Below are 19365 nucleotides of genomic sequence, written 5' to 3'. Positions count from 1 at the left end.
GCAGCACTGCCGGTGGTGAGAACCACGAATGATCACCACCGGTATCTTGATTCACACCTTCAATCCCCTCTCCTCTCCGCCACCCCAGTGACTGCTCAGCCGCTGGCCGTGTTCCTTTCTTCCAGACAGCTCAGGAAAACTGAGCGAGAATCCAGTCGCGTAGCCGGCAACAGGCATCGTCATTGATCCGGTCTTCACGAAATGTCAGGTAGTGCTGACTTTCATGAAGAACCACTTCCTCTTCGATCGGCCGAATCAGCGTGCCGTTTTCGATCAGGGTTGCCACCAGGTGATTCCATCCGAGGGCTACGCCCTGATGGGTCAACACCATGCTGATGACCAGGTTGTAGTCGTTGGCGTTGAAAACATGAGGGCTGTCGTGGGGGCGTTTCTCGATATCAACATCGTGATAAGCCAGCCATACGCCCCAGTCAACGTGCTCCGCTACCTGGGATCTGCCATAGGGGCTGAGGTTGAGCAGAACCCCGTCGCGTAATCCTTCCAGACTGGACAGCTCAGGGTGCTCCTCTTTGTAACGAGGTGTGCACACCGGGTAGATGACGTCGTGAAACAACGGATAACTGCGGTAGCCATCCTGAATTCTGGCCATTTTGGTGATGAAGATGTCCGGAGTAACACCCGGCTCCATCGACAAAAAGTTTTGAGTGGTGACCAGATTGAGGTCGATGTCTGCGTTCCTGGTAAAAAAACCCGGCAACTTCGCTGCGAGCCAGAGGGCCGAAAACGCGGGAGAACAGCAAAGCGTCAACGTACGCTTGCCCGCATTGTTGGTACGAATGCGCTCCGCCGCCTGGGAAATATTGACGAAAGATAGCTGTGCCGCATCAAAAAAGATGGACCCGGCTTCCGTCAACTCGACTGCTCGCCCGACCCTCTTGAAGAGATCCACCCCAAGGTACGCCTCAAGCTCCCGAATCTGACGGCTGATGGCCGCTTGAGTAACGCACAGCGCTTCAGCAGCACGCGTAAAGCTCTGATATTTGGCGGCGGCTACGAATGACTTCACTGCTTTCAGAGACGGCATTTTCAGCAGCGTCATGTCTGGATCGATGTGCTTAACCATAACCTAGAGTATTGAATATCCGGTTCGGGGCCGTTTGGAGGGCCGTGAGCGATGAGTTCGGCGAGAAGGTTCCATCTAGAGCCTACGCTGGAGCGTAGCCGAAACAGAGGGGCTAAGACAGCGCCAGCGGCAGTCGCCTTCGCAACTAGCATCATCGCAGTCGCAAATTGACATATTTAAATGATTGATAACATGACGTTATTGATTGGCTGGAAGAAATGTTGTTAGACGCTGACTCTATAAGGTAATAACTTGGGTCTCAAGGCACTGATTAATTCAGCACCGATAAAACAAGAATAATAAACATCACATAATAAAGAGGATGGTCACAATGACTAACTCGCAACCTTTCTCCCAGCTTGACTGCCCCCATAAGCACCGTTTTCACTGATCAAGATACGTATATCCAAATTCTTGATCTTACGTCGTATTTGCAGCAGGAGGGGTTATGAGTCTTGGTGACGAGATACTCTCGGTAAAAAACATTTACAAAGTCTTTGGTGCTCAGCCAAAGCTCGCGATGGAGATGCTGGCTCGCGGTGCTGATAAAAGTGAAATTTTCAGCAAAACAGGTCAAGTCGTTGGCGTTTTTGATGCCAGTTTCTCCGTAAAACGTGGAGAGATTTTCGTCATCATGGGGCTTTCCGGTTCCGGGAAGTCGACGATGGTCCGGTTGTTCAATCGACTGATCGAGCCCACCTCCGGAACCATCCATCTCAACGGCCAGGAAATCACCGGCCTGTCGGATGCCGATCTCCTCAGCGTTCGTCGCAAAGACATGAGCATGGTGTTTCAATCGTTTGCCCTGATGCCCCACATGAGTGTGATCGACAACGTTGCTTTCGGCCTGGAAATCTCGGGCGTCGAGGAAAGTGAGCGGCATAAACGTGCGCTCGAAGCACTCAAGCAGGTGGGGCTCGATGGCCACGCCTACAGCTATCCGCACCAATTGTCCGGCGGTATGCAACAGCGGGTAGGCCTGGCCCGAGCGCTGGCCAACGACCCCGCCATCCTGCTGATGGACGAAGCCTTCTCCGCACTCGACCCGTTGATTCGCCACGAAATGCAGGGTGAACTGATCCGCCTGCAGGCAGAACAGCATCGCACCATCATCTTCATCTCCCATGACATTGAAGAGGCGATTCGCATCGGCCATCGCATTGCGATCATGGAGGGTGGCCAGGTTGTACAGATCGGTACCCCGCAAGCGCTGCTTTGCAATCCCGCGAACGATTATGTCAGAGCTTTCTTCAAAGGCTTTGATGCCTCGAAGATCCTCAAGGCTGGCGATGTTGCCAAGATCTGCGCAGAGCATCCGTACGCCATGGATCAATCCACGCCAACGCTGCGCGACGATGTACTCCTGCAGGACGTCTTTCACATTGTGGCTGATGCCGTTAATCCAGTGGCTGTGCTGGATCGCCAGGGTGTGTTCAAAGGCACGATCTCCAAGAGCCTGCTGCTTCAAACAATGAGCCGACATTAATAGTCACTATTTGCTGGCTTGCCAGGCTCGGATACTCAGGTGATGACATGAACGAATTCAGTTTTCTAGACCCGTTTCAATCCATCAATGTTCCTTTGGGCCAATGGGTAGAAGTTGCCCTGAATTATCTGGTTCATAATTTTCGCGAAGTATTCCGTTCAATAAGATGGCCAATCGACCAGGTACTTAATGGTATTCAGTTCGGATTGTTGGCTATTCCTCCGTCAATATTCATTATTTTTGCGACGCTCCTGGGCTGGCAGGTAGGAGGGAGAAAGATTGGAATCCTCTGTTTCGTCACCCTGACCCTCTTGGGAGTGATCGGCGTATGGAGCGACGCCATGGTCACCCTCGCCCTGGTGCTCACTTCACTGTTCTTCTGTGCAGCTATCGGCATACCACTGGGTGTCCTGTGTGCCCGGAGTGACCGGCTGGAGATGCTGCTGCGGCCGGTACTCGATGCCATGCAAACACTGCCCGCATTTGTCTACCTGGTGCCCGTGGTGATGCTGTTTGGTATAGGCAACGTACCGGGGGTGCTGGTCACGATCATCTTTTCGGTAGCACCACTGGTCAGGCTTACCAATCTGGGAATTCGGCAGGTACCGGAAGACAAGATTGAGGCGGCCCGGGCTTTCGGATGCACCCCTCGCCAGATGCTGAGGCGGGTCCAGTTGCCTTTGGCTGCACCGACGATCATGGCCGGTCTGAATCAGGCATTAATGCTGTCACTTTCCATGGTGGTGATCGCATCAATGATTTCGGTGGGTGGCTTGGGGATGATGGTTCTTCGCGGGATTGGCCGCCTTGATATGGGCTTGGCAACCGTCGGTGGACTGGGCCTGGTACTGCTGGCGATTTTCCTCGACCGCCTGACCCAGGCAATGGGCGAACGCAGTAACAGGGCAACCAAAGGCGAGCACTGGTATCAGACCGGCCCTGCGGGTGTCGTTTACCGTCTGAAGAGAAAGAACACTATTACAAAGATAGAAGTGAGTCCCAAAGAAAGTTAATTCGCTTAGCGGCGCGTTGTGAACCAAAAGAAATGCCAACTTCTTAACCAGCCAAGGTAAACGATAATGAACTTCACAACCTTCGGAATAAAACAGAAATTCATTCATTCTGTGGCGCTTTTAGTGTTAGCGGTATCACCTGTGTTCGCATCGGCCGCCTCGGCGCAGGAGCCCGGAAAAGGGGTCTCCATCACCCCGATCTTTCCGTCAATCGCCGAGGAGCGGTTTCGCGGAGAAATTGCAATGGCGGGCCTCAAGGAATTGGGTTACGACGTTGAAACGCCAAAGGAAACCGAGTACTCAACCATGATGGTTGCGATTGCCAATGGTGACGCGGATTTCTCCGTGCATCTGTGGGAGGAACTGCACAAATCCTTCTACGAGAAGGCTGGCGGCGATGAGGTGATGGTGAAAACCGGCGCTATCATGCCGGGCGTGTTGCAGGGCTACATGATTGACAAAAAAACGGCCGATGAGCACCACATCACCTCGCTCGCAGATTTGCAGAAACCGGAAATTGCCAAACTGTTCGATGCCAATGGTGACGGTAAAGCCGACCTCACGGGTTGCAACCCGGGTTGGGGCTGTGAGCTCATCATTGCGCACCAGATGAAAGCCTATGACTTGACGAAGACCGTTTCCAATAACCAGGGCTCCTATTTTGCATTGATGGCGGACACCATCGCTCGTTATAAACAAGGTAAGCCGATTCTCTATTACACCTGGGTACCTCAGTGGATCTCCGGTGTTCTGGTCGAAGGTAAAGATGTTGTGTGGTTGACCGTGCCGCGTACGGATCTTCCAGGTGGCAAAAACGATACCAACACGACCTTCGATGGTAAAAACCTTGGGTTCGCGGTAGACAGTGTCAGAGCGGTCATCAATAAAGAGTTCGCCGAGAAAAATCCGGCCGCCGTGAAGTTCCTGTCTGAAATGCAGATCACTACCGACGATGAAAGCGCGCAAAATCTCAAAATGCACAATGGTGAGAAAAGTGCAGCCGACATTACTCGTCACGCCAAAGAGTGGATCGCGGCCCATCGCGCGAAATACGACACCTGGCTGGCAGACGCACGCGCTGCGGCGAATACCGCCACCGCCAAAAACTAGTCCCTTCATTTAAATCTGCATAAGAGGTTGCCCTCCCCCGGGCAACTTTTTCATCTGTTTCGGTGTTCATCATTCAGGAATCATGAAATGCAGTTGTATTCATTCGTCCAGAATTTCAGTTACAAGGACGCTCCCCTGCATACACGCGAGTTGGTTAAAACCTGCCTGCTCGACATCATTGGTGTGGCCGCCGGAGCTCGCAACAATCAAACCAGCGCGATGCTCAAAACCTACGCTGACACCCATTACTCCGCCAACAAGCTGTCCAGCCGCCTCTGGTTCGACGGCAGAGCCGTACATCCATTGGGTGCCGCGTATGCGGGCGGTTTCTGCGTTGATAGCCTGGATGCACATGAAGGTCACTTCACCTCCAAGGGGCATGCGGGTGCGACCGTGGTCCCGGCCATCGTTGCATTGGTCGACGCCTGTCGCAGTCAAGGCAAGGACATCAGCGGCGAAGAATTTCTCAGCGCACTGTGCATCGGTTACGAGACCGCGTTACGGGCGGGCCAGGCATTGATGGCCACCGCCCCTGAATATCATGCCTCAGGTGCTTTTTCCGGGATCGGGGTCGTTTGTGCTGGCGCCCGCTTGCTGAAGCTTGATGAAACCACGTTCCGTCATGCGCTTGGTATCGCGGAATACTTCGGCCCGAGGTGCCCGATGATGCGCCTGGTGAGCTTCCCGACGATGTTGCGTGATGCCCACGGCGCCGGGGCGTATGCCGGACTGAACGCACTATTGATGGCACAGGTAGGTGTCACCGGCGCTCCAGCCGCCACCGTTGAACCTTTGGAAATTTCCACTTTCTGGCAGGACATCGGAACCCGCTGGGAGATCGACGAGCAATATTTCAAACCGTGGCCGGTCTGTCGCTGGGCGCAACCGGCGCTCACGGCCATGACTGATTTGATGCGAGCACATCCGGTCATCACTGCAGCGTTGATCGAGACCATTGATGTGGAAACTTTCCACGAGTCTGTGTGCCTGCAGGGGCATTTTCCAAAGAATGCGGACGAGGCCCAGTATGCGCTGGCGTTCCCCTTGGCTGCCCTGATCGTTCGCGGGAAGCTGGGGCCTGAAGAGGTCACCGGGGATTCCATTCACGCGCCAGACATCTTGAGTATCAGCGAGAAAATAACCCTCCATGAGGCGCCAGACCTGTCCGCCAGGTTCCCGGAGGAAATTCTGTCCCGCGTCACGGTTACCCTGAAAGACGGCACGCGCCTTACGAGCCCGACCGCAACGGCCAAGGGCGACCCCGGCAACCCTATGTCGAGTGACGAACTCACCGCTAAATACCATCTGCTGGCTGATGACAGCTTGGGGACCACACTCAGCAATGCCATCAAGCACAGTGTTGAAGCATTGCCCGGCAGTGGTGACTGCCAATCATTCTTTGAGTTGTTGTTGTCCGCTCCAAAAACCGCTGCCTAGATTGCACAACGGTTTCATGGCTATTCGTTCAGGTTTCAAAGAGGATTTATGGCCTTCGTATTCGAGAGCGTGCTCAAAGACAAGAACAGGGGCTACTCCTGTACGGCGCAGAAACCAGTAAAGCCGCAGGCGGTGACTCGTGTAGCTTTCGTACTGATGAACAACTTCTCGATGATGTCATTTACCGGTGCTATCGATGCGCTGGTGACTGCCAACCTGATCAGCGATACACCGGCGTTTGAAGTGTTGACTGTCGGCATCAGGGGCCGTCTGGTGATGAGCGATCTGGGAATTGCGATTTCAGCAGACCTGGAGCTATCACAACTACCGGATCGCATCGACGTTCTCATCGTCGCCGGTGGGTTGCGAGTGAAGCTGATCAGCGACCCGTTATTACGGCGCAAGCTGCGTAACGCCGCCTCCCTCGGCGCGACCATGGGCGGTTTGTGGAACGGGGCATTTTTCCTGGCAGAAGCTCAACTCATGGACGGCGTCGAGTGTGCCTTCCATCCCGATGGGCGAGCGATGATGGAGGATGTTTTCCCCAAGGTGCTGGTCTCTTGTCGAACGCACGTCATCGATCGCAACCGCATCACGTGCGCCGGCGCCAGCAGTTCGTTACGCATGATGCTGGAGCTCATCACCGCTAAACAAGGCGTGTCGCTGACCCATGCTGTCGAGGAAATACTCAGTTGCGATCAAACCCTTGAAGTCTCCGGGATATCGACTGTCATAGTTGACTCAGACCCCACCTTGCCCCAAACCCTGAAGCTCGCTTTAGAACTGATGCAAAAGAATATCGAAGAACCGCTATCGATCGACGAGCTGGCTGAGTGTGTGAATATTTCCCGACGACAACTGGAGCGCCGCTTCTGCCGTTTCGTGGGCGCCACGCCCACACGCTACTACCTTGAACTTAGATTGACTCGGGCGCGGCAGCTTATTCTGCAGAGCAATCGGCCTATCACCGATATCGCGATTGCGACCGGCTTTTGTAGTTTCGCCAACTTCCATATGCGCTTTCGGGACTTCTTTGGCGTGGCGCCAAGCAGTTATAGAGCGACGTATGAGCGCAGGCGTTAGGTTTTCCGAAAATCGGGCCCGCAAAAAAACCTGAATCCGCACTGTCCAGGCCGAGCAAACGATGGCTAGCATCATCGATAAGGAATACCGAGAATTATGAATGCGCCATCCCCGGTATTGGTCCCCACGGCTAACCACCGCGAGCGGATGTCTACACGCATCGCCTTCCTGATCGCGGGCTTACTCATGTCCGCATGGGCGCCTATGGTCCCATTGGTCAAAGCCCGTGCGGGCCTGGACGATGGTGGCCTGGGGTTGCTGCTGCTTGGCTTGGGTGGTGGATCCATTGTGGCCATGCCCTTCGCGGGCTATCTCACTGCACACTATGGATGCCGCCCGGTCGTAATCTGGGCGACGATTGTCTTGTGCGCCGTTTTTCCGCTGTTGAGCACCGTGGCGTGGCTGCCTGGCTTGGTCATCGCTGTCGTTATATTCGGGGCCAGCATGGGCATGCTGGATTGCGCCATGAACATACAGTCCGTCATCGTCGAGAAAAACAGCGGGCAGGCACTTCAGTCCGGCTTCCATGGCCTTTACAGCGTTGGAGGCATATTGGGCGCCGGGGCGATGACGGCTCTGCTGACCTTGGGCCTGCATCCGCTGATTGCTGTGCTCTGCATCGTTGCCACCGTTTTGGGAGCGCTCTACAAGGCAGCGCCTGCTTTTCTGACTTATGGCACTGAACGGGGTGGGCCATTGTTCGCGGTGCCCAGGGGTATCGTGCTGTTTTTAGGCGCGCTCTGTTTCATCGTCTTCCTCACTGAAGGTGCAATACTCGACTGGAGCGCAGTTTTCCTTGTCTCGACCCGAGGGTTAGAGCCAAGCATGGCCGGCTTGGGCTATGCCTCCTTCGCGGCGGCCATGACGGTGGGCCGCCTGACAGGGGATGCCATCGTCAGCAAACTGGGCGGCGTGCGCGTCGTTGCGCTTGGCGGACTCTGCGCGGCCGCAGGCATGCTCGTATCGCTTGGTATCGATGGCTGGGCCGCGTCCCTGATTGGCTACGCGCTGGTCGGTGCCGGATGCTCGAACATTGTCCCTGTGCTCTTTACTGCTGTAGGCCGCCAGCAACGCATGCCACAGGCGGTAGCCATCCCCGCTGTCATCTCGATGGGCTACGCTGGGATTCTGGTAGGACCCGTATTTATCGGGGCAGTCGCCCATCTGAGCACTTTGTCATTCGCTCTTGGCTGCGTGAGTGTGCTGCTGGTTTTTGTCAGTGCTACGGCTCGGTTGCTTCGCAATTAGCCGGATTTTTTCAGGCGCCACTTCGGCATAGGCCATTGCGAATCGAGCTCATCCTTCAGAAAGGGTCACGCGACAACTCGATGGATGTATCACTTGGGCAATCCCTGCGACGAAGCACTTTATAGATCTCGGAAACCACCTGCATCGTTGCGTCTTCGATCGATCCTTCGTTACGGCACAACACCCAGCCGTGATCGGCAATTGCTCGCTCGAACGCCTCTGTACAAGCGACATGTTCTTCCAGCTTATGAATCACGGTACTGCCCAGCCCGCGCCCTCGTGCCGCCGCCCTCGCCCACGAAATGTCAGGAGTGGTGACGACCCCGACATGCAGGTCTGGCACTCGCACGTTTCGGTCAATGTTCAACTGTAGAATTTCTGCAAACGGGACTAACCGGCGAAACGCCGCATCTGACGGGTACCACCGATCGATCAGGATGATGCTGTCTGGTGGCTGTTTAGTCAGCACGTGCCGGGAAATCCAGGTACGGCTATCCGCAAAGCGCTCACAAACCCTCAACTCCAGATCCCGAGTGGGATTTCTGACGAGCTTGTTAACGAGGGTCATTGTTTCCCCCCGATAGGGATCGCTTTTTTTCTCGCAAAGTCGGATCACCTTTTTGTTGTCGGCCCTCAGTACTTTCGTCACGGCTTCCAACAGTGTGGTTTTGCCGGCTCCCTTGGGCCCATCCAGAGAAACAAACAGCGGACGATTCATTCTTCACATAACGATTGAGATTCGGTTTTTTTGCCCGGTTCGTTCGCTGGAAGCGCTTGGCGCGACTACGCGAATCGAGTGGAGGGACCTTATGAACGGACTTTGATGAACACTCTAACTTGGTTTCTGGCTAACGGGTCTCAAAACTGCCAATGCTCAAGCTTGATCGGCTCATCGAGCACATTCCTGACCTTCGGCCGCAGAGGGGACACCTTTGCCATGACGCCATGACGCCATCCGCCGTCCAGTTCAGGAATACGATTAACGGTCCGATACCCAATCTCGGTTGTAACCTATTGATAGATATAGGCTCTCGACTACGCATCCGCGCTACAATTATTTGCTTACAAAATAGCAGCTCGCAAAACATCGAACCTGTAACTACAAGTGATAGGTTGAGCGGCCTGAATTGGCCATGAGATGCACAGCCTTAATCATGCGCATCCACCTACCCACCCTCCCTGCCTTCGGGGCCTATTTAGCCCTTTCCTGCCTGTTTTCGGTCGCATGGTTCACCCATCCTGCTCCGGTGCACTCATCCTTTGCCTTGATGAGTCCCGTAAGAGCGGTGACTGATCAAGTTGCCAAACCCATCTATACCAGTCGTTTTGCCTCATCCGGCCTGGTGGACTTCGTGCATTCCTCGGCGGTAACCGCCTTGCCTGACGGCAGTCTGATGTCGGTCTGGTTCGCGGGTACCCGCGAAGGCGCATCCGACGTTCAGGTGCGCTCTGCCCGCTTCGACGCGGTAACTGGCGAATGGGGGGCGGAACAGGTATTGGCGACGCGGGATTCGACCCAACAGGGCACAGGAAAATACATCCGCAAACTGGGCAACCCGGTCATTGCGCTCGCACCGGACAACCGCCTCTGGCTGTTCTACGTGTCGGTGTCCATGGGGGGCTGGGCCGGTAGTGCGGTCAATGTGATGGTCTCTGACGATTATGGTCGCCAGTGGTCCGCGCCGCGCCAATTGATCACCTCGCCCTTTCTGAATATCAGCACCCTGGTACGTTCCGCCCCGGTGTTTCATGCCGACGGTTCCATCGGCTTGCCGGTCTATCACGAATTTCTGGGCAAGTTTGCCGAGTACCTGTACCTGAGCGCAGACGGTGATGTGATCGATAAATTCCGCATCAGCCATGGCAACAACTCATTGCAACCCACGGTCGTTCCGCTGGATGGACAGCGCGGTATCGCCTTGTTGCGCTATGCCGGAAACACCCATCACCGTGTGCTGGCGGCCCGCACTGAAGACGCCGGGCAATCCTGGAGCGATCCTTATCCGCTCGACCCCTCCAATCCGAACTCCTCGTTGGCCGCCATCGCAACGCCCAAACACGGGTTGCTGGTGGCGCTCAATGATTTGCAGGAGGGCCGCTTCAAACTGAGTCTTTATGGTACCGACGCAAAAATGGACGATTGGCGCTCGCTGCGGGATCTCGACAAATCACCCGATCCGGAGGGCGATACGTTTTCACCCGAGGCGTACAAGGAAATCATCGGCAGAGAGTTTCGCGGATCCAGTGGCGCACTTCGCCAACCGCTGGAGGCGCAGTTCCTGAACAACCTCGACACCCGGGTCTGTAAGGCGCAAGGCTGCAGTTTCGAATATGAATACCCGTACTTCATCCGAAGTCCCGACGGTATGTATCACCTGGTTTATTCCTGGAACAACACTTTCATCAAGCACGTCACCTTCAACGATGCATGGTTGTCGGAGCGTGCCAAATGATCAACCTGTGGCAAGCCCATATCAGCTTCACCCTGATCATCTTTCTGTTGCTGCCTTCCTTCGGTTTAAAGACGACCGCGAGGATCACGCTGTTGATCGCCTTGCTGGCAGCCAGCTTCATACCGCTGGGTGGCTTGTCGTTGGCTGCGTACTTGCGCAGCCACATTGATGACCTGGCGGTCACGACATTGGTGTTCATGGCGTGGGGGTGTTTGCGGAGACTCGGTTTCCTGCCGCCTGCGCAGCAAAGCACGACCAGCGTATTGATCGTCTTCGCTGCGATGGCGCTGGTGCTCTACCCGGCAACGCTGGGGTTGAGTTATCTGGACCCTTACCGGTTTGGCTTCAGCCCGCGTCCGTTGCTGATCTTCGTCGCACTGCTCACGGCAGGTCTGTTTTACCTGCGCAGCTACCTGGCCGTCGTGATGCTCGCGAGTGCGACCCTGGCCTTCATCGTCGGGGTAAAACCTTCGCATAACTATTGGGATTACCTGGTTGATCCGCTGCTGGGCCTGTATTGCTGCGCGGCACTGCTGATGCTGGCGGTGCGCTGGTCGTATGGCAGGTTGAGCACGCTGCGTGGCTCAGTGAAAGAGTCCGGATCCGTTTGAGATTCAACGACATTTTTAACAGGGGAACAGGGATGGGTTGGCTGCAATCGAGACGTTTGCATTATTGGCTAGGCGCAACAGCCATTGTATTTGTGCTGTTTGCATTGCTACGGGTGGTGTTCTTTTTCGGTTTTTCCGGTTTCGACGCCAAAGCATTGAGCGACGACCATGCAGTCCTGGAAACGCTGGGCATCGGCTTTCGTTTCGATCTGCGCCTGGCCATCCTGGTCATGTTGCCACTGGCGTTGCTGGCCTGGATTCCGCGTTGGAATCTCGTCAGCAGCCGCCTGCTTCGCCAATTGGCACGCGTGTATGTGCCAGTCGCCATGGGCGCCCTGCTGCTGATCTATATCGTCGATTTTGGCCATTACGCCTACCTGGGCGTGAGGATCAACGCCACCGTGCTGCGCTTCATCGAAGATGCGCAAATATCCCGAGACATGGTCTGGCAAACCTACCCGGTCATCTGGATTTCATTGGGGTGGCTGGCAACAGTTGCATTGGTGACGCTGGCCCTGGTGCGCCTGGAACGCGTGACACTGGACCGCCCACGCAAAGCCATTCACCCGCTCTCCGCCACCTGGGGTGGTGCGTTGATGTTCGTGTTGGTGCTGTTGGGCATTTTGGGGCGTGTCGAGAACATGAACCTTGAAAACCCTGTCCCGTTGCGCTGGAGCGACGCGTTCTTCTCTGGCAATAACCAGGTCGCTGCGCTGGGTCTGAACCCGGTGATTTTCCTCTATGACACGGTCAAGGTCGGCCAGTCGCGCTATGACGAAGCGCAGGTGCGTGAACACTACGCCGTGATTGCCAAGTACCTGGGGGTCGACCAGCCCGACCCGCAAACCCTGAATTTCGTCCGTCATCAAGCGCCACAACCCTACAAAGTATCCAGCACACGGCCGCCGAACGTGATGTTTGTGATGCTTGAGTCGCTGGGCACGAGTGCCGTCGGGGCCTATGGCAACCCGATCAATCCGACGCCCAATATCGATCGCCTGGCCACTCAGAGCTGGTTCTTCGAGCACTTCTACGTACCGGTCACCGGGACCGCAAAAACCGTTTGGGCCAGCATCAGCGGGGTTCCAGACGTCACTCGGCAGGAAACCGCGACGCGTAATCCGCTGATCACCAAACAGCACACATTGATCAATGCCTTCACCGGTTACGAGAAGATCTACACCATTGGCGGCAACTCCGGTTGGGCCAACATGAACGCCTTGATCCGGCAAAGTATCGACGGGGTTCGTTTGCTTGAGGAGCGGGACTGGGAATCCCCGGTCGTGGATGTCTGGGGGATTTCTGATCTGGATCTGTTCAAGGAAACCGACAAGATCCTGCAGGCATTGCCCAAGGACAAACCGTTCTTTGCCTATGTGCAGACGGCCGGCAACCATCGCCCCTTTACGATTCCCAAGAGTAATGACGGATTCGAGGTCAAGCACCCTACCCTGGCGGAAGTTCAGGCCGCAGGATCGCGCAGTGTCGAGCAGTACAACGCCGTGCGCTTGCTGGACTTCAACATTGGGCGCTTGATGGAAATCGCCAAGGAAGGTGGCTACTACGACAACACCATTTTCGTGCTGTTTGGCGACCACAACACCCGTATCGCCCAGATCCCTTTCCTGGCACCGGCTTATGAGCAACTGGGTCTGGAAAGTAACGCGGTGCCCATGATCATCCACGCACCGGGCCTGCTCGGCACGCGGACCGTCAAGGAAGCCGTCGGCCTGGTGGACTTGCTGCCAACCGTGGCCGGCATGGCCGGCCTCGAGTTTCGCAACAGCGGCCTGGGGCGTGATATCCAGCAGCCTGCGCCAGAGGGGGAACGCGTGGTGCCACTGGTGCTGCGTGAAGGTACGTTCCCGTTGATTGCGGGCGTCACGCAACACTACATGGTGCAGATGCAGCACGATGGCAGCTCGCCGACGTTGCACGACCTGGCCTCACCGACGCCGCTGGACAACGTGGCCGGGCAAAACCCCGGAGAGTTCGAGCGCCTGGTGCAGCTGACCCGCGGCCTGCATGAAACTTCAAGGTTGATGCTGTACCAGAACGTGCGTAAGTAACCGGGATCGCCAGCCCGATTACGTCGGGGCCGGACTACCGCACCGGCCCCGATAGCGTGCACGCACGATCATTTACTCGCGATCCTCGCCCTGCCCTTCCTTCCCGTCCTCCGAATGGACCTTGAGGTAGCTGTTGACCGCGACGCCTAATGTCGGAAAGAACGCAGCTTCACCAAACCGCTCGAAAAGCCCGAAGCGCTTCAGCTTGTCTTTGACGGGGTCCTTCATCTCCGCCACGCAGAGCGTGATGCCAGCTGCGTTCAAGGTTTCATCCAGTTCGGCCAGCATGTCGGCGGAAGTCACATCCACGCTGGTGACCGGCTCCGCTGCTACCACCAGCCAACGAACCGGCGTGGGCGATGTCGCCACGGCGTCCAGCACTCGGTCATGGAACAGTTCTGCGTTGGCAAAAAACAACGGGGCATCCCAGCGAAACAGCACCAGACCGGGAATAAGATTCGCCTGCGGATAACGCGTGATGTCGTGATAGCCCTGGACGCCTTTGGCGCGCCCCAAGACCGCAGAATACGGGCGCCAGGCATCCCATAGAAACTCGATCACCGCTACGACGATGGCCAGGCCAATGCCTTCGATGGCGCCGAATACGGCCACACCTGCCGTACAAACGATCGATAACCAGAACTCCCAGCGCTGGATACGATAAATCCGTCGCAAGTCGGTGATTTCGATCAGGCCGATCGCCGATGCGATGACCACCGCCGCCAGTGCGCTGGTGGGCAGGTTCTTCAGCAAATCCGGGGCAAACACCAGCAATAAAGCAACAGCCAGTGCTCCCACCACGCCGGCAAGTTGTGTTCGGGCGCCCGCAGCCTCGGCCACGGGAGTCCGTGAAGAACTGCTGCTGATCGGAAAGCCCTGGAACAAACCGCTGGCAAGGTTGGCGACGCCGAGTCCTACCATCTCCTGGTTTGGGTCGACATAGGTCTGGGTTCGCGCCGCATAGACACGCGAGAGCACACTGGTGTCGGCGAACGAGACAAGCGCAACGGCGCACCCCCCGATCAGCACAGGAACGATATCGGCACTGCTGATCCAGGGGATGGCAAACCCCGGCAGGCCTTGGGGCAGAGAACCGAGGACCGCCACATCGTAGGATGCAAGATCCAGCACGCCAACGGCAACGGTGGCTCCTGCCACGGCGATCAGAATCCCCGGCACGCGTTTTTTGTCCTTGAGCAACAAGATGACCGCCATGGTGGCCGCGCCGATCATGAAGGTGGTCCAGTTGGTTTTTCCATCCATCACCGAGGTGGCAATGGCCCACAGGTTGCGCAACGGTCCGTCGGTTTCGATCGAAAAGCCGAAAAGCCTGGGTAGTTGGCTGATCAATACCGTCAGTGCAATGCCGTTCATGTAGCCATAGCGGATCGGTTTGGAAAGCAGCTCGGTGACGAAACCCAGCCGCGCTATACCCGCCAGGATGCACACGGTCCCCGAGACGATCGCCATCATGCCGGCAAGGGCAATCGCGCGATGCGGGTCGCCGCCGGACAACGGCAGTACTACCGCGAGAATGACGGCAGCCAATGAGGAATCGGGCCCCAGCACCAGGATTCGGCTCGGGCCAAACAACGCATAAGCGAGCAATGGAACAATGGTCGCGTAAAGGCCATAAATGCCGGGCACCCCCGATGCCACCGCGTAGGCGATACCGACGGGCACCAGCATGGTAGTGAGCACGAGTCCGGCCACAATGTCGTGCTGCAGCCATGCCATCTTATAGCGACCCAACGTCTGCAGCCCCGGCAGCCAACGGCGCCAGGTGGTTTGATCGCCAGTGTGCTTGCGTGTAATCCGACCCGGTTCAGGACCGGGAGGCAGAGCATCCGAATCGCTCATGGGACTTTAGCCCTCAGGGTTAACAAATCGCGTGCGGCAGGTGTGGAACAAGCTCGAGACTTAGGGTGTTCAAACGTCGCAAATTCATAAATGTACGCCGGTCAAACGATGTTCTTCTCCTGAGCCTCAGCGGATGATGTCAATGTGCCCTCATTGCAACTGATGCTGACCTTCTCGATCTCTATCGCTTAGCTGACTCAGGAATTATGGACTATGGAAAGCTGGAAGATCAGGACTCACCTGCTTGTGCTCACCAGCACTTTGCTGCTGGGTCTATTGTGTGTCGGCGGGCTCGGACTCTTGGGAATGCAATCCGCTGTACACAGTCTGGAGACCGTGTATCTCGATCGAGTCGTGCCCCTGCGCGACTTGAAAAAAATCGCTGACCTGTACGCCGTGGACATCGTCGATGCCACCCACAAGGCACGTAATGGAAACTTTACCTACGCTGAATCATTGACCCGGATAGAGCAAGCGCAGAGGGAAATCGATCAGACGTGGCAAGCATACAAATCGACAACACTGATTCCCGCGGAAACCCGTTTAATCGCGCAAATCAATCCGCTAATGGAAGCCACCCACGGGCCATTGCAAAACTTGCAGGGCATGCTGCGCCAGAACGACAACGCCGGGCTTGCACGTTTCGCAACAGAGCAGTTGTATCCACTGATCGATCCCTTGTCAGCCAAGTTTTCCGAGTTGATCGAGGTTCAGCTGGTGGAGGCCAAGAACCAGTTCGAGCTGAACCAGATCGCCTATACCTCCAGTCTCCGGTTCAGCCTGTTGATTCTGGCATTGGCGCTGATCGCGGGCGTGGCCTACACGTTTTTGTTCTCCCGACTGTTGAGTCGCCAGCTCGGTGCCGAACCGGCAGAACTTGCCGTCATCAGTTCGAACATCGCCCAGGGGCAACTGGCCGCTACACAGTTTGATCTCCAACAGCAGTCGACGGGGGTGCTGCACTCCGTCCAGGCGATGCGCCACAGCTTGAGCGACATGATCGGCAAGATCAGCCAGGCCTCCGAGCAGATCGAGAGTGCCACACTGCAACTGTCTGCATCTTCCGAACAAGGATTGAGCAGCGCCGCCCTGCAAAGCGAGACAGCTTCCTCCATGGCGGCCACAGTGGAAGAGCTTTCCGTCAGCATCACGCACATTGCCGACAATGCCCGACAGGCACAGAGCACCGCGCAGAAAGCGGGCGAAATCACCAGCGAAGGCATGGAGGTCATGCAAGCATCCATCCAGGAAATGGATCAGATTGCCGATCTGGTTGCACAAAGCTCATCTGACATCGATCAACTGGCGGTTCAGTCTAACGACATCAGTCTGATTGTCGGGGTGATTCGGGGCATCGCCGAACAGACCAATCTCCTGGCCCTCAATGCCGCCATCGAAGCGGCACGCGCGGGCGAACAAGGTCGCGGCTTCGCCGTGGTCGCCGATGAAGTGCGCAGCCTGGCCGCACGCACAGCCCAATCCACCACGGAAATCGTGGCCTTGGTCAACGCCATACAAAACGGCATGGTCAAAGCCAAAGACAGCATGGCCGCTGGCTGTGAGCGCGTAACCCATGGCCAGAAACTGGTCGAAAGCGCGGGCCTTTCCATGGGCAGGATCAAGGGTGCACTGGACGAATCCCTTGCGGCCGTCAGTTTCATTTCGTTGTCGCTCCAGGAACAACGCGCCGCCAGTGAACAGGTCGCCTGCAACGTCGAAAGAGTGGCGCAAAGTGTGGAAGAGAACGCCACAGCCCAAGGCGGGATCGTTCGAACGACCCAGGAACTCAAGGCAATGTCCGACGGACTGGGCGTTATTTTGCAGCGGTTCAGTTTCTGAAAGACCTGACCCCCGTCAAACCATCAACGGCAGTTTGATAGCTATGACGGGGGCGGTAATGAGCATTTTCCAAGGTCTTGTATTTGCTTGCCCCGTGTCGTTAGCTTCCCGGATTACTGACTGACCGGTAAGTGCAACTGCCAATCCTTCGGAGTGCCACTTCAATCCTCTGCCGGTCTTCTGAACACCAGCAACTTCCCGGTGGCGCGCTGTACCACCTTGTCGTTCTGGTTCAACGTTTCCATGAACAGCGTCACCACGCCCCGATCCGGTTTGGTGGCGGACGGTTCGATGGCCTGCACGGTGCTGAACAGGCGCAGCACGTCGTCCGGATAAGTCGGCGTCGGCCAACTCAGCTCGATGCCCAGGCCAATGATGCCGTCCGCCAGAGGCACGCTGGCCACCAGCATTTTCATGGTCAGGGCAGCGGTGTTCCAGCCGCTCGCTGCCAGGCCGCCGAACAGGCTCAACCCGCCCTCTTCGGCGCTCAGGTGAAAGGGTTGCGGGTCGTACTCGCGAGCAAAGGCCAGCATCGCTTCCCGGTGGACGCGAACAGGGTCGCTTTCAAATTCCTGACCCAGGCTCAGGTCATCGAGGTAGAGTTTTTCCCAGGAATGCGCGGTCATGATTCATTCCTCCGCAATGCATTACGAATAGTCGATGTCGGCTTCGACATAGCCATGAACGTACTGGGCGGCAGGCAGGTCACCGCTGACCTCCACGTTGTAGTCGTGTCGACGTAGCAGAAAGTCTTTACCGAAGTAGAAATCCTGCACCGCGCAATGCGTGGCGATGTTCTCGGGAAAGGTTGAGTCAGCCCTTTCATTGCCCAGAGCGAGCCACCGGTCACGAGGGTGGCGCACCTGGCTGAAGCTGTTCCAGCGCTCCAGCCCTCCGTGGGCGGTCAGTACCTGATCTCAGCAGATCATCACCCTGCGCATTCATGCTTGCGGCCCTGGCCGATCCCGTACCCATTGCCAGAATAATTGATACGCGACCGCCAGCACTACCGGGCCGATGAACAGCCCGAGAATCCCGCCAGTGACCATGCCACCCAGGGCGCCGATCAGAATCACCGGCATCGGCACATCGACACCGCGCCCCAGCAGCAAGGGTTTGAGTACGTTATCCACCAGGCCGGCAACGAAGACATAGATTGCAAAGACAATCGTCGCCGTGCTGGCACCTTCCGTGGCGAACACAAAGGCAATCACGGGGAGCGTAATCAAGGTTGCCGGCAACTGCATGATTCCGAGCAGCAGCACCCCCAGTGCGAGCAACCCGGCACCGGGAACCCCCTTGAACACGAAACCCAGGCCTACCAGCAGCATCTGGATGAAGGCGATGCCGACCACCCCCAGTGCGACCGCACGAATCGTTGCGGTGCAAAGCCCGGCGATCTTCGCCCCTTTTTCCGGGCCGATGATGCGGGAGGCTATCTGGACCGAGCTGCGGTAACCGTTTTCACCATAGGCCATGAAGATCCCGGCGATGATCAAGGCGAAAATGAACATCAGGAAACCCATGCCGACACCGGCGAGTTTGCCCAACAGGGTGAGGCTGATGCCTTTGATTTGCGGAATGTATTTCTCTGTCAGGCTCGGAAGATCGGTGTAAGCCTGTAGCCAAAGGGCCGACAGTGGCTTGCCCACCAATGGCCATTCGGCGACTGAATCGGCGGGCGGCGGAATGTGGAAACCACCGTTCTTGATCACGCTGATGGCGTGCTCGACCGAGTCGGCAATCGAGATGCCCATCAGATAGATCGGCACCATCAGGATAAGGATGGCGACCAGTATGATCAGCGTCGCAATGCGCCCTTCCTTTTGCCCCAGCGGCCCCTTCAGCCGCTCTTGCAGTGGGTAAAGGGTGATCGCCAGGATCAGCGACCACAGCATCAGGTCGCGGAACGGGCTGAAGATCTGGAAGCAGAACAGCACCAGAACGGCGATCAGCCCGGCCCGGATAAACACATCGAGCAGCGTGCGCGTCAGCTTTGTTTCGGATAAGGACGTGGGTTCCATGGCAGCCTCCCTGATCACTGCAACGGTACAGGATCGGTTAGCCCAGCA

16 protein-coding genes are annotated in these 19365 nt (G+C 56.6%); 10 read left to right on the top strand and 6 right to left on the bottom strand.

Features of this window, described 5'->3' with window-relative positions; translation table 11 throughout:
* Positions 1-130: 130 nt before the first annotated feature.
* On the bottom strand, positions 131-1084 hold the full coding sequence (locus ACM1ZW_RS24800; RefSeq protein ID WP_031318919.1) for a LysR family transcriptional regulator: 954 nt from the start codon (positions 1082-1084) through the stop codon (positions 131-133).
* 448 nt (positions 1085-1532) lie between these two features.
* On the opposite strand from ACM1ZW_RS24800, the gene ACM1ZW_RS24795 reads away from it, so the two are divergent.
* The 6 genes from ACM1ZW_RS24795 (at position 1533) to ACM1ZW_RS24770 (ending at position 8461) form a co-directional block, all read left to right on the top strand.
* Entirely contained in the window at positions 1533-2570 is a 1038-nt protein-coding gene (locus ACM1ZW_RS24795) for a quaternary amine ABC transporter ATP-binding protein (RefSeq protein ID WP_017338823.1), read from the top strand.
* Positions 2571-2578: 8 nt separating this feature from the next.
* On the top strand, positions 2579-3583 hold the full coding sequence (gene proW / locus ACM1ZW_RS24790) for a glycine betaine/L-proline ABC transporter permease ProW (protein WP_274521491.1): 1005 nt from the start codon (positions 2579-2581) through the stop codon (positions 3581-3583).
* 66 nt (positions 3584-3649) lie between these two features.
* Complete coding sequence (gene proX, locus ACM1ZW_RS24785) at positions 3650-4693, top strand: glycine betaine/L-proline ABC transporter substrate-binding protein ProX (RefSeq protein WP_080995141.1); 1044 nt, start codon at positions 3650-3652, stop codon at positions 4691-4693.
* A gap of 87 nt (positions 4694-4780) precedes the next feature.
* Positions 4781-6130: an MmgE/PrpD family protein gene (locus ACM1ZW_RS24780; protein ID WP_416739563.1), complete on the top strand. Its 1350-nt coding sequence runs from the start codon at positions 4781-4783 to the stop codon at positions 6128-6130.
* 48 nt (positions 6131-6178) lie between these two features.
* A complete protein-coding gene (locus tag ACM1ZW_RS24775) occupies positions 6179-7213 on the top strand; it encodes a GlxA family transcriptional regulator (RefSeq protein WP_416739562.1) in 1035 nt (344 codons plus the stop codon).
* Between the two features lie 96 nt (positions 7214-7309).
* On the top strand, positions 7310-8461 hold the full coding sequence (locus ACM1ZW_RS24770; protein WP_416739561.1) for an MFS transporter: 1152 nt from the start codon (positions 7310-7312) through the stop codon (positions 8459-8461).
* A gap of 55 nt (positions 8462-8516) precedes the next feature.
* On the opposite strand, the gene ACM1ZW_RS24765 is transcribed toward ACM1ZW_RS24770, so the two are convergent.
* The gene (locus tag ACM1ZW_RS24765) at positions 8517-9179 is read right to left on the bottom strand and encodes a dTMP kinase (protein WP_017338817.1); all 663 of its coding nucleotides are present in this window, start codon (positions 9177-9179) and stop codon (positions 8517-8519) included.
* 436 nt (positions 9180-9615) lie between these two features.
* Between ACM1ZW_RS24765 and ACM1ZW_RS24760 the strand changes: the two genes are divergently transcribed.
* From ACM1ZW_RS24760 to ACM1ZW_RS24750, 3 genes are read left to right on the top strand one after another with little or no spacing between them, the layout of a single operon-like run.
* Positions 9616-10914: a sialidase family protein gene (locus ACM1ZW_RS24760; RefSeq protein WP_031318917.1), complete on the top strand. Its 1299-nt coding sequence runs from the start codon at positions 9616-9618 to the stop codon at positions 10912-10914.
* Positions 10911-11525: a hypothetical protein gene (locus tag ACM1ZW_RS24755; RefSeq protein WP_416739560.1), complete on the top strand. Its 615-nt coding sequence runs from the start codon at positions 10911-10913 to the stop codon at positions 11523-11525. The genes ACM1ZW_RS24760 and ACM1ZW_RS24755 overlap by 4 nt, the downstream gene beginning before the upstream one ends.
* A 32-nt stretch (positions 11526-11557) precedes the next feature.
* Positions 11558-13594 carry an LTA synthase family protein gene (locus ACM1ZW_RS24750; RefSeq protein WP_416739559.1) on the top strand — a complete coding sequence of 679 codons (2037 nt, stop codon included), beginning with the start codon at positions 11558-11560 and terminating at the stop codon, positions 13592-13594.
* Between the two features lie 72 nt (positions 13595-13666).
* Here ACM1ZW_RS24750 and ACM1ZW_RS24745 read toward each other — a convergent pair whose 3' ends face one another.
* Entirely contained in the window at positions 13667-15454 is a 1788-nt protein-coding gene (locus ACM1ZW_RS24745) for a SulP family inorganic anion transporter (protein ID WP_414880460.1), read from the bottom strand.
* 213 nt (positions 15455-15667) lie between these two features.
* Here ACM1ZW_RS24745 and ACM1ZW_RS24740 point away from each other — a divergent pair, with 213 nt between their 5' ends.
* Positions 15668-17293 carry a methyl-accepting chemotaxis protein gene (locus tag ACM1ZW_RS24740; protein ID WP_416739558.1) on the top strand — a complete coding sequence of 542 codons (1626 nt, stop codon included), beginning with the start codon at positions 15668-15670 and terminating at the stop codon, positions 17291-17293.
* A 161-nt stretch (positions 17294-17454) separates the two neighbouring features.
* Here ACM1ZW_RS24740 and ACM1ZW_RS24735 read toward each other — a convergent pair whose 3' ends face one another.
* The 3 genes from ACM1ZW_RS24735 to ACM1ZW_RS24725 all read right to left on the bottom strand — a co-directional run bounded on the left by ACM1ZW_RS24735 (position 17455) and on the right by ACM1ZW_RS24725 (position 19317).
* Positions 17455-17919 carry a MaoC family dehydratase gene (locus ACM1ZW_RS24735; protein WP_414883825.1) on the bottom strand — a complete coding sequence of 155 codons (465 nt, stop codon included), beginning with the start codon at positions 17917-17919 and terminating at the stop codon, positions 17455-17457.
* Between the two features lie 21 nt (positions 17920-17940).
* Positions 17941-18156, bottom strand: coding sequence for a hypothetical protein (locus ACM1ZW_RS24730; protein ID WP_416739557.1), 216 nt, complete (start codon positions 18154-18156; stop codon positions 17941-17943).
* Positions 18157-18234: 78 nt separating this feature from the next.
* Positions 18235-19317: an AI-2E family transporter gene (locus ACM1ZW_RS24725; protein ID WP_414880463.1), complete on the bottom strand. Its 1083-nt coding sequence runs from the start codon at positions 19315-19317 to the stop codon at positions 18235-18237.
* Between the last annotated feature and the right edge of the window lie 48 nt (positions 19318-19365).

Origin of the sequence: Pseudomonas sp. NFX71 (assembly GCF_048079215.1) — a bacterium.
GTDB lineage: Bacteria > Pseudomonadota > Gammaproteobacteria > Pseudomonadales > Pseudomonadaceae > Aquipseudomonas > Aquipseudomonas fluorescens_B.
Note: the sequence above shows the minus strand (reverse complement) of the source record. Positions and strands in the feature narration are given on the sequence as shown.

What these genes read in the sequence shown, in the direction of transcription:
- ACM1ZW_RS24760 (WP_031318917.1), top strand. Translation starts at nt 9,616, where the DNA reads ATGCGCATCCACCTACCCACCCTCCCTGCCTTCGGGGCCTATTTAGCC.
- ACM1ZW_RS24775 (WP_416739562.1), top strand. Translation starts at nt 6,179, where the DNA reads ATGGCCTTCGTATTCGAGAGCGTGCTCAAAGACAAGAACAGGGGCTAC.
- ACM1ZW_RS24735 (WP_414883825.1), bottom strand. Translation starts at nt 17,919, where the DNA reads ATGACCGCGCATTCCTGGGAAAAACTCTACCTCGATGACCTGAGCCTG.
- ACM1ZW_RS24745 (WP_414880460.1), bottom strand. Translation starts at nt 15,454, where the DNA reads ATGAGCGATTCGGATGCTCTGCCTCCCGGTCCTGAACCGGGTCGGATT.
- ACM1ZW_RS24750 (WP_416739559.1), top strand. Translation starts at nt 11,558, where the DNA reads ATGGGTTGGCTGCAATCGAGACGTTTGCATTATTGGCTAGGCGCAACA.
- proX (WP_080995141.1), top strand. Translation starts at nt 3,650, where the DNA reads ATGAACTTCACAACCTTCGGAATAAAACAGAAATTCATTCATTCTGTG.
- ACM1ZW_RS24740 (WP_416739558.1), top strand. Translation starts at nt 15,668, where the DNA reads ATGGAAAGCTGGAAGATCAGGACTCACCTGCTTGTGCTCACCAGCACT.
- ACM1ZW_RS24795 (WP_017338823.1), top strand. Translation starts at nt 1,533, where the DNA reads ATGAGTCTTGGTGACGAGATACTCTCGGTAAAAAACATTTACAAAGTC.
- ACM1ZW_RS24755 (WP_416739560.1), top strand. Translation starts at nt 10,911, where the DNA reads ATGATCAACCTGTGGCAAGCCCATATCAGCTTCACCCTGATCATCTTT.
- ACM1ZW_RS24770 (WP_416739561.1), top strand. Translation starts at nt 7,310, where the DNA reads ATGAATGCGCCATCCCCGGTATTGGTCCCCACGGCTAACCACCGCGAG.
- ACM1ZW_RS24725 (WP_414880463.1), bottom strand. Translation starts at nt 19,317, where the DNA reads ATGGAACCCACGTCCTTATCCGAAACAAAGCTGACGCGCACGCTGCTC.
- ACM1ZW_RS24765 (WP_017338817.1), bottom strand. Translation starts at nt 9,179, where the DNA reads ATGAATCGTCCGCTGTTTGTTTCTCTGGATGGGCCCAAGGGAGCCGGC.
- ACM1ZW_RS24780 (WP_416739563.1), top strand. Translation starts at nt 4,781, where the DNA reads ATGCAGTTGTATTCATTCGTCCAGAATTTCAGTTACAAGGACGCTCCC.
- ACM1ZW_RS24800 (WP_031318919.1), bottom strand. Translation starts at nt 1,084, where the DNA reads ATGGTTAAGCACATCGATCCAGACATGACGCTGCTGAAAATGCCGTCT.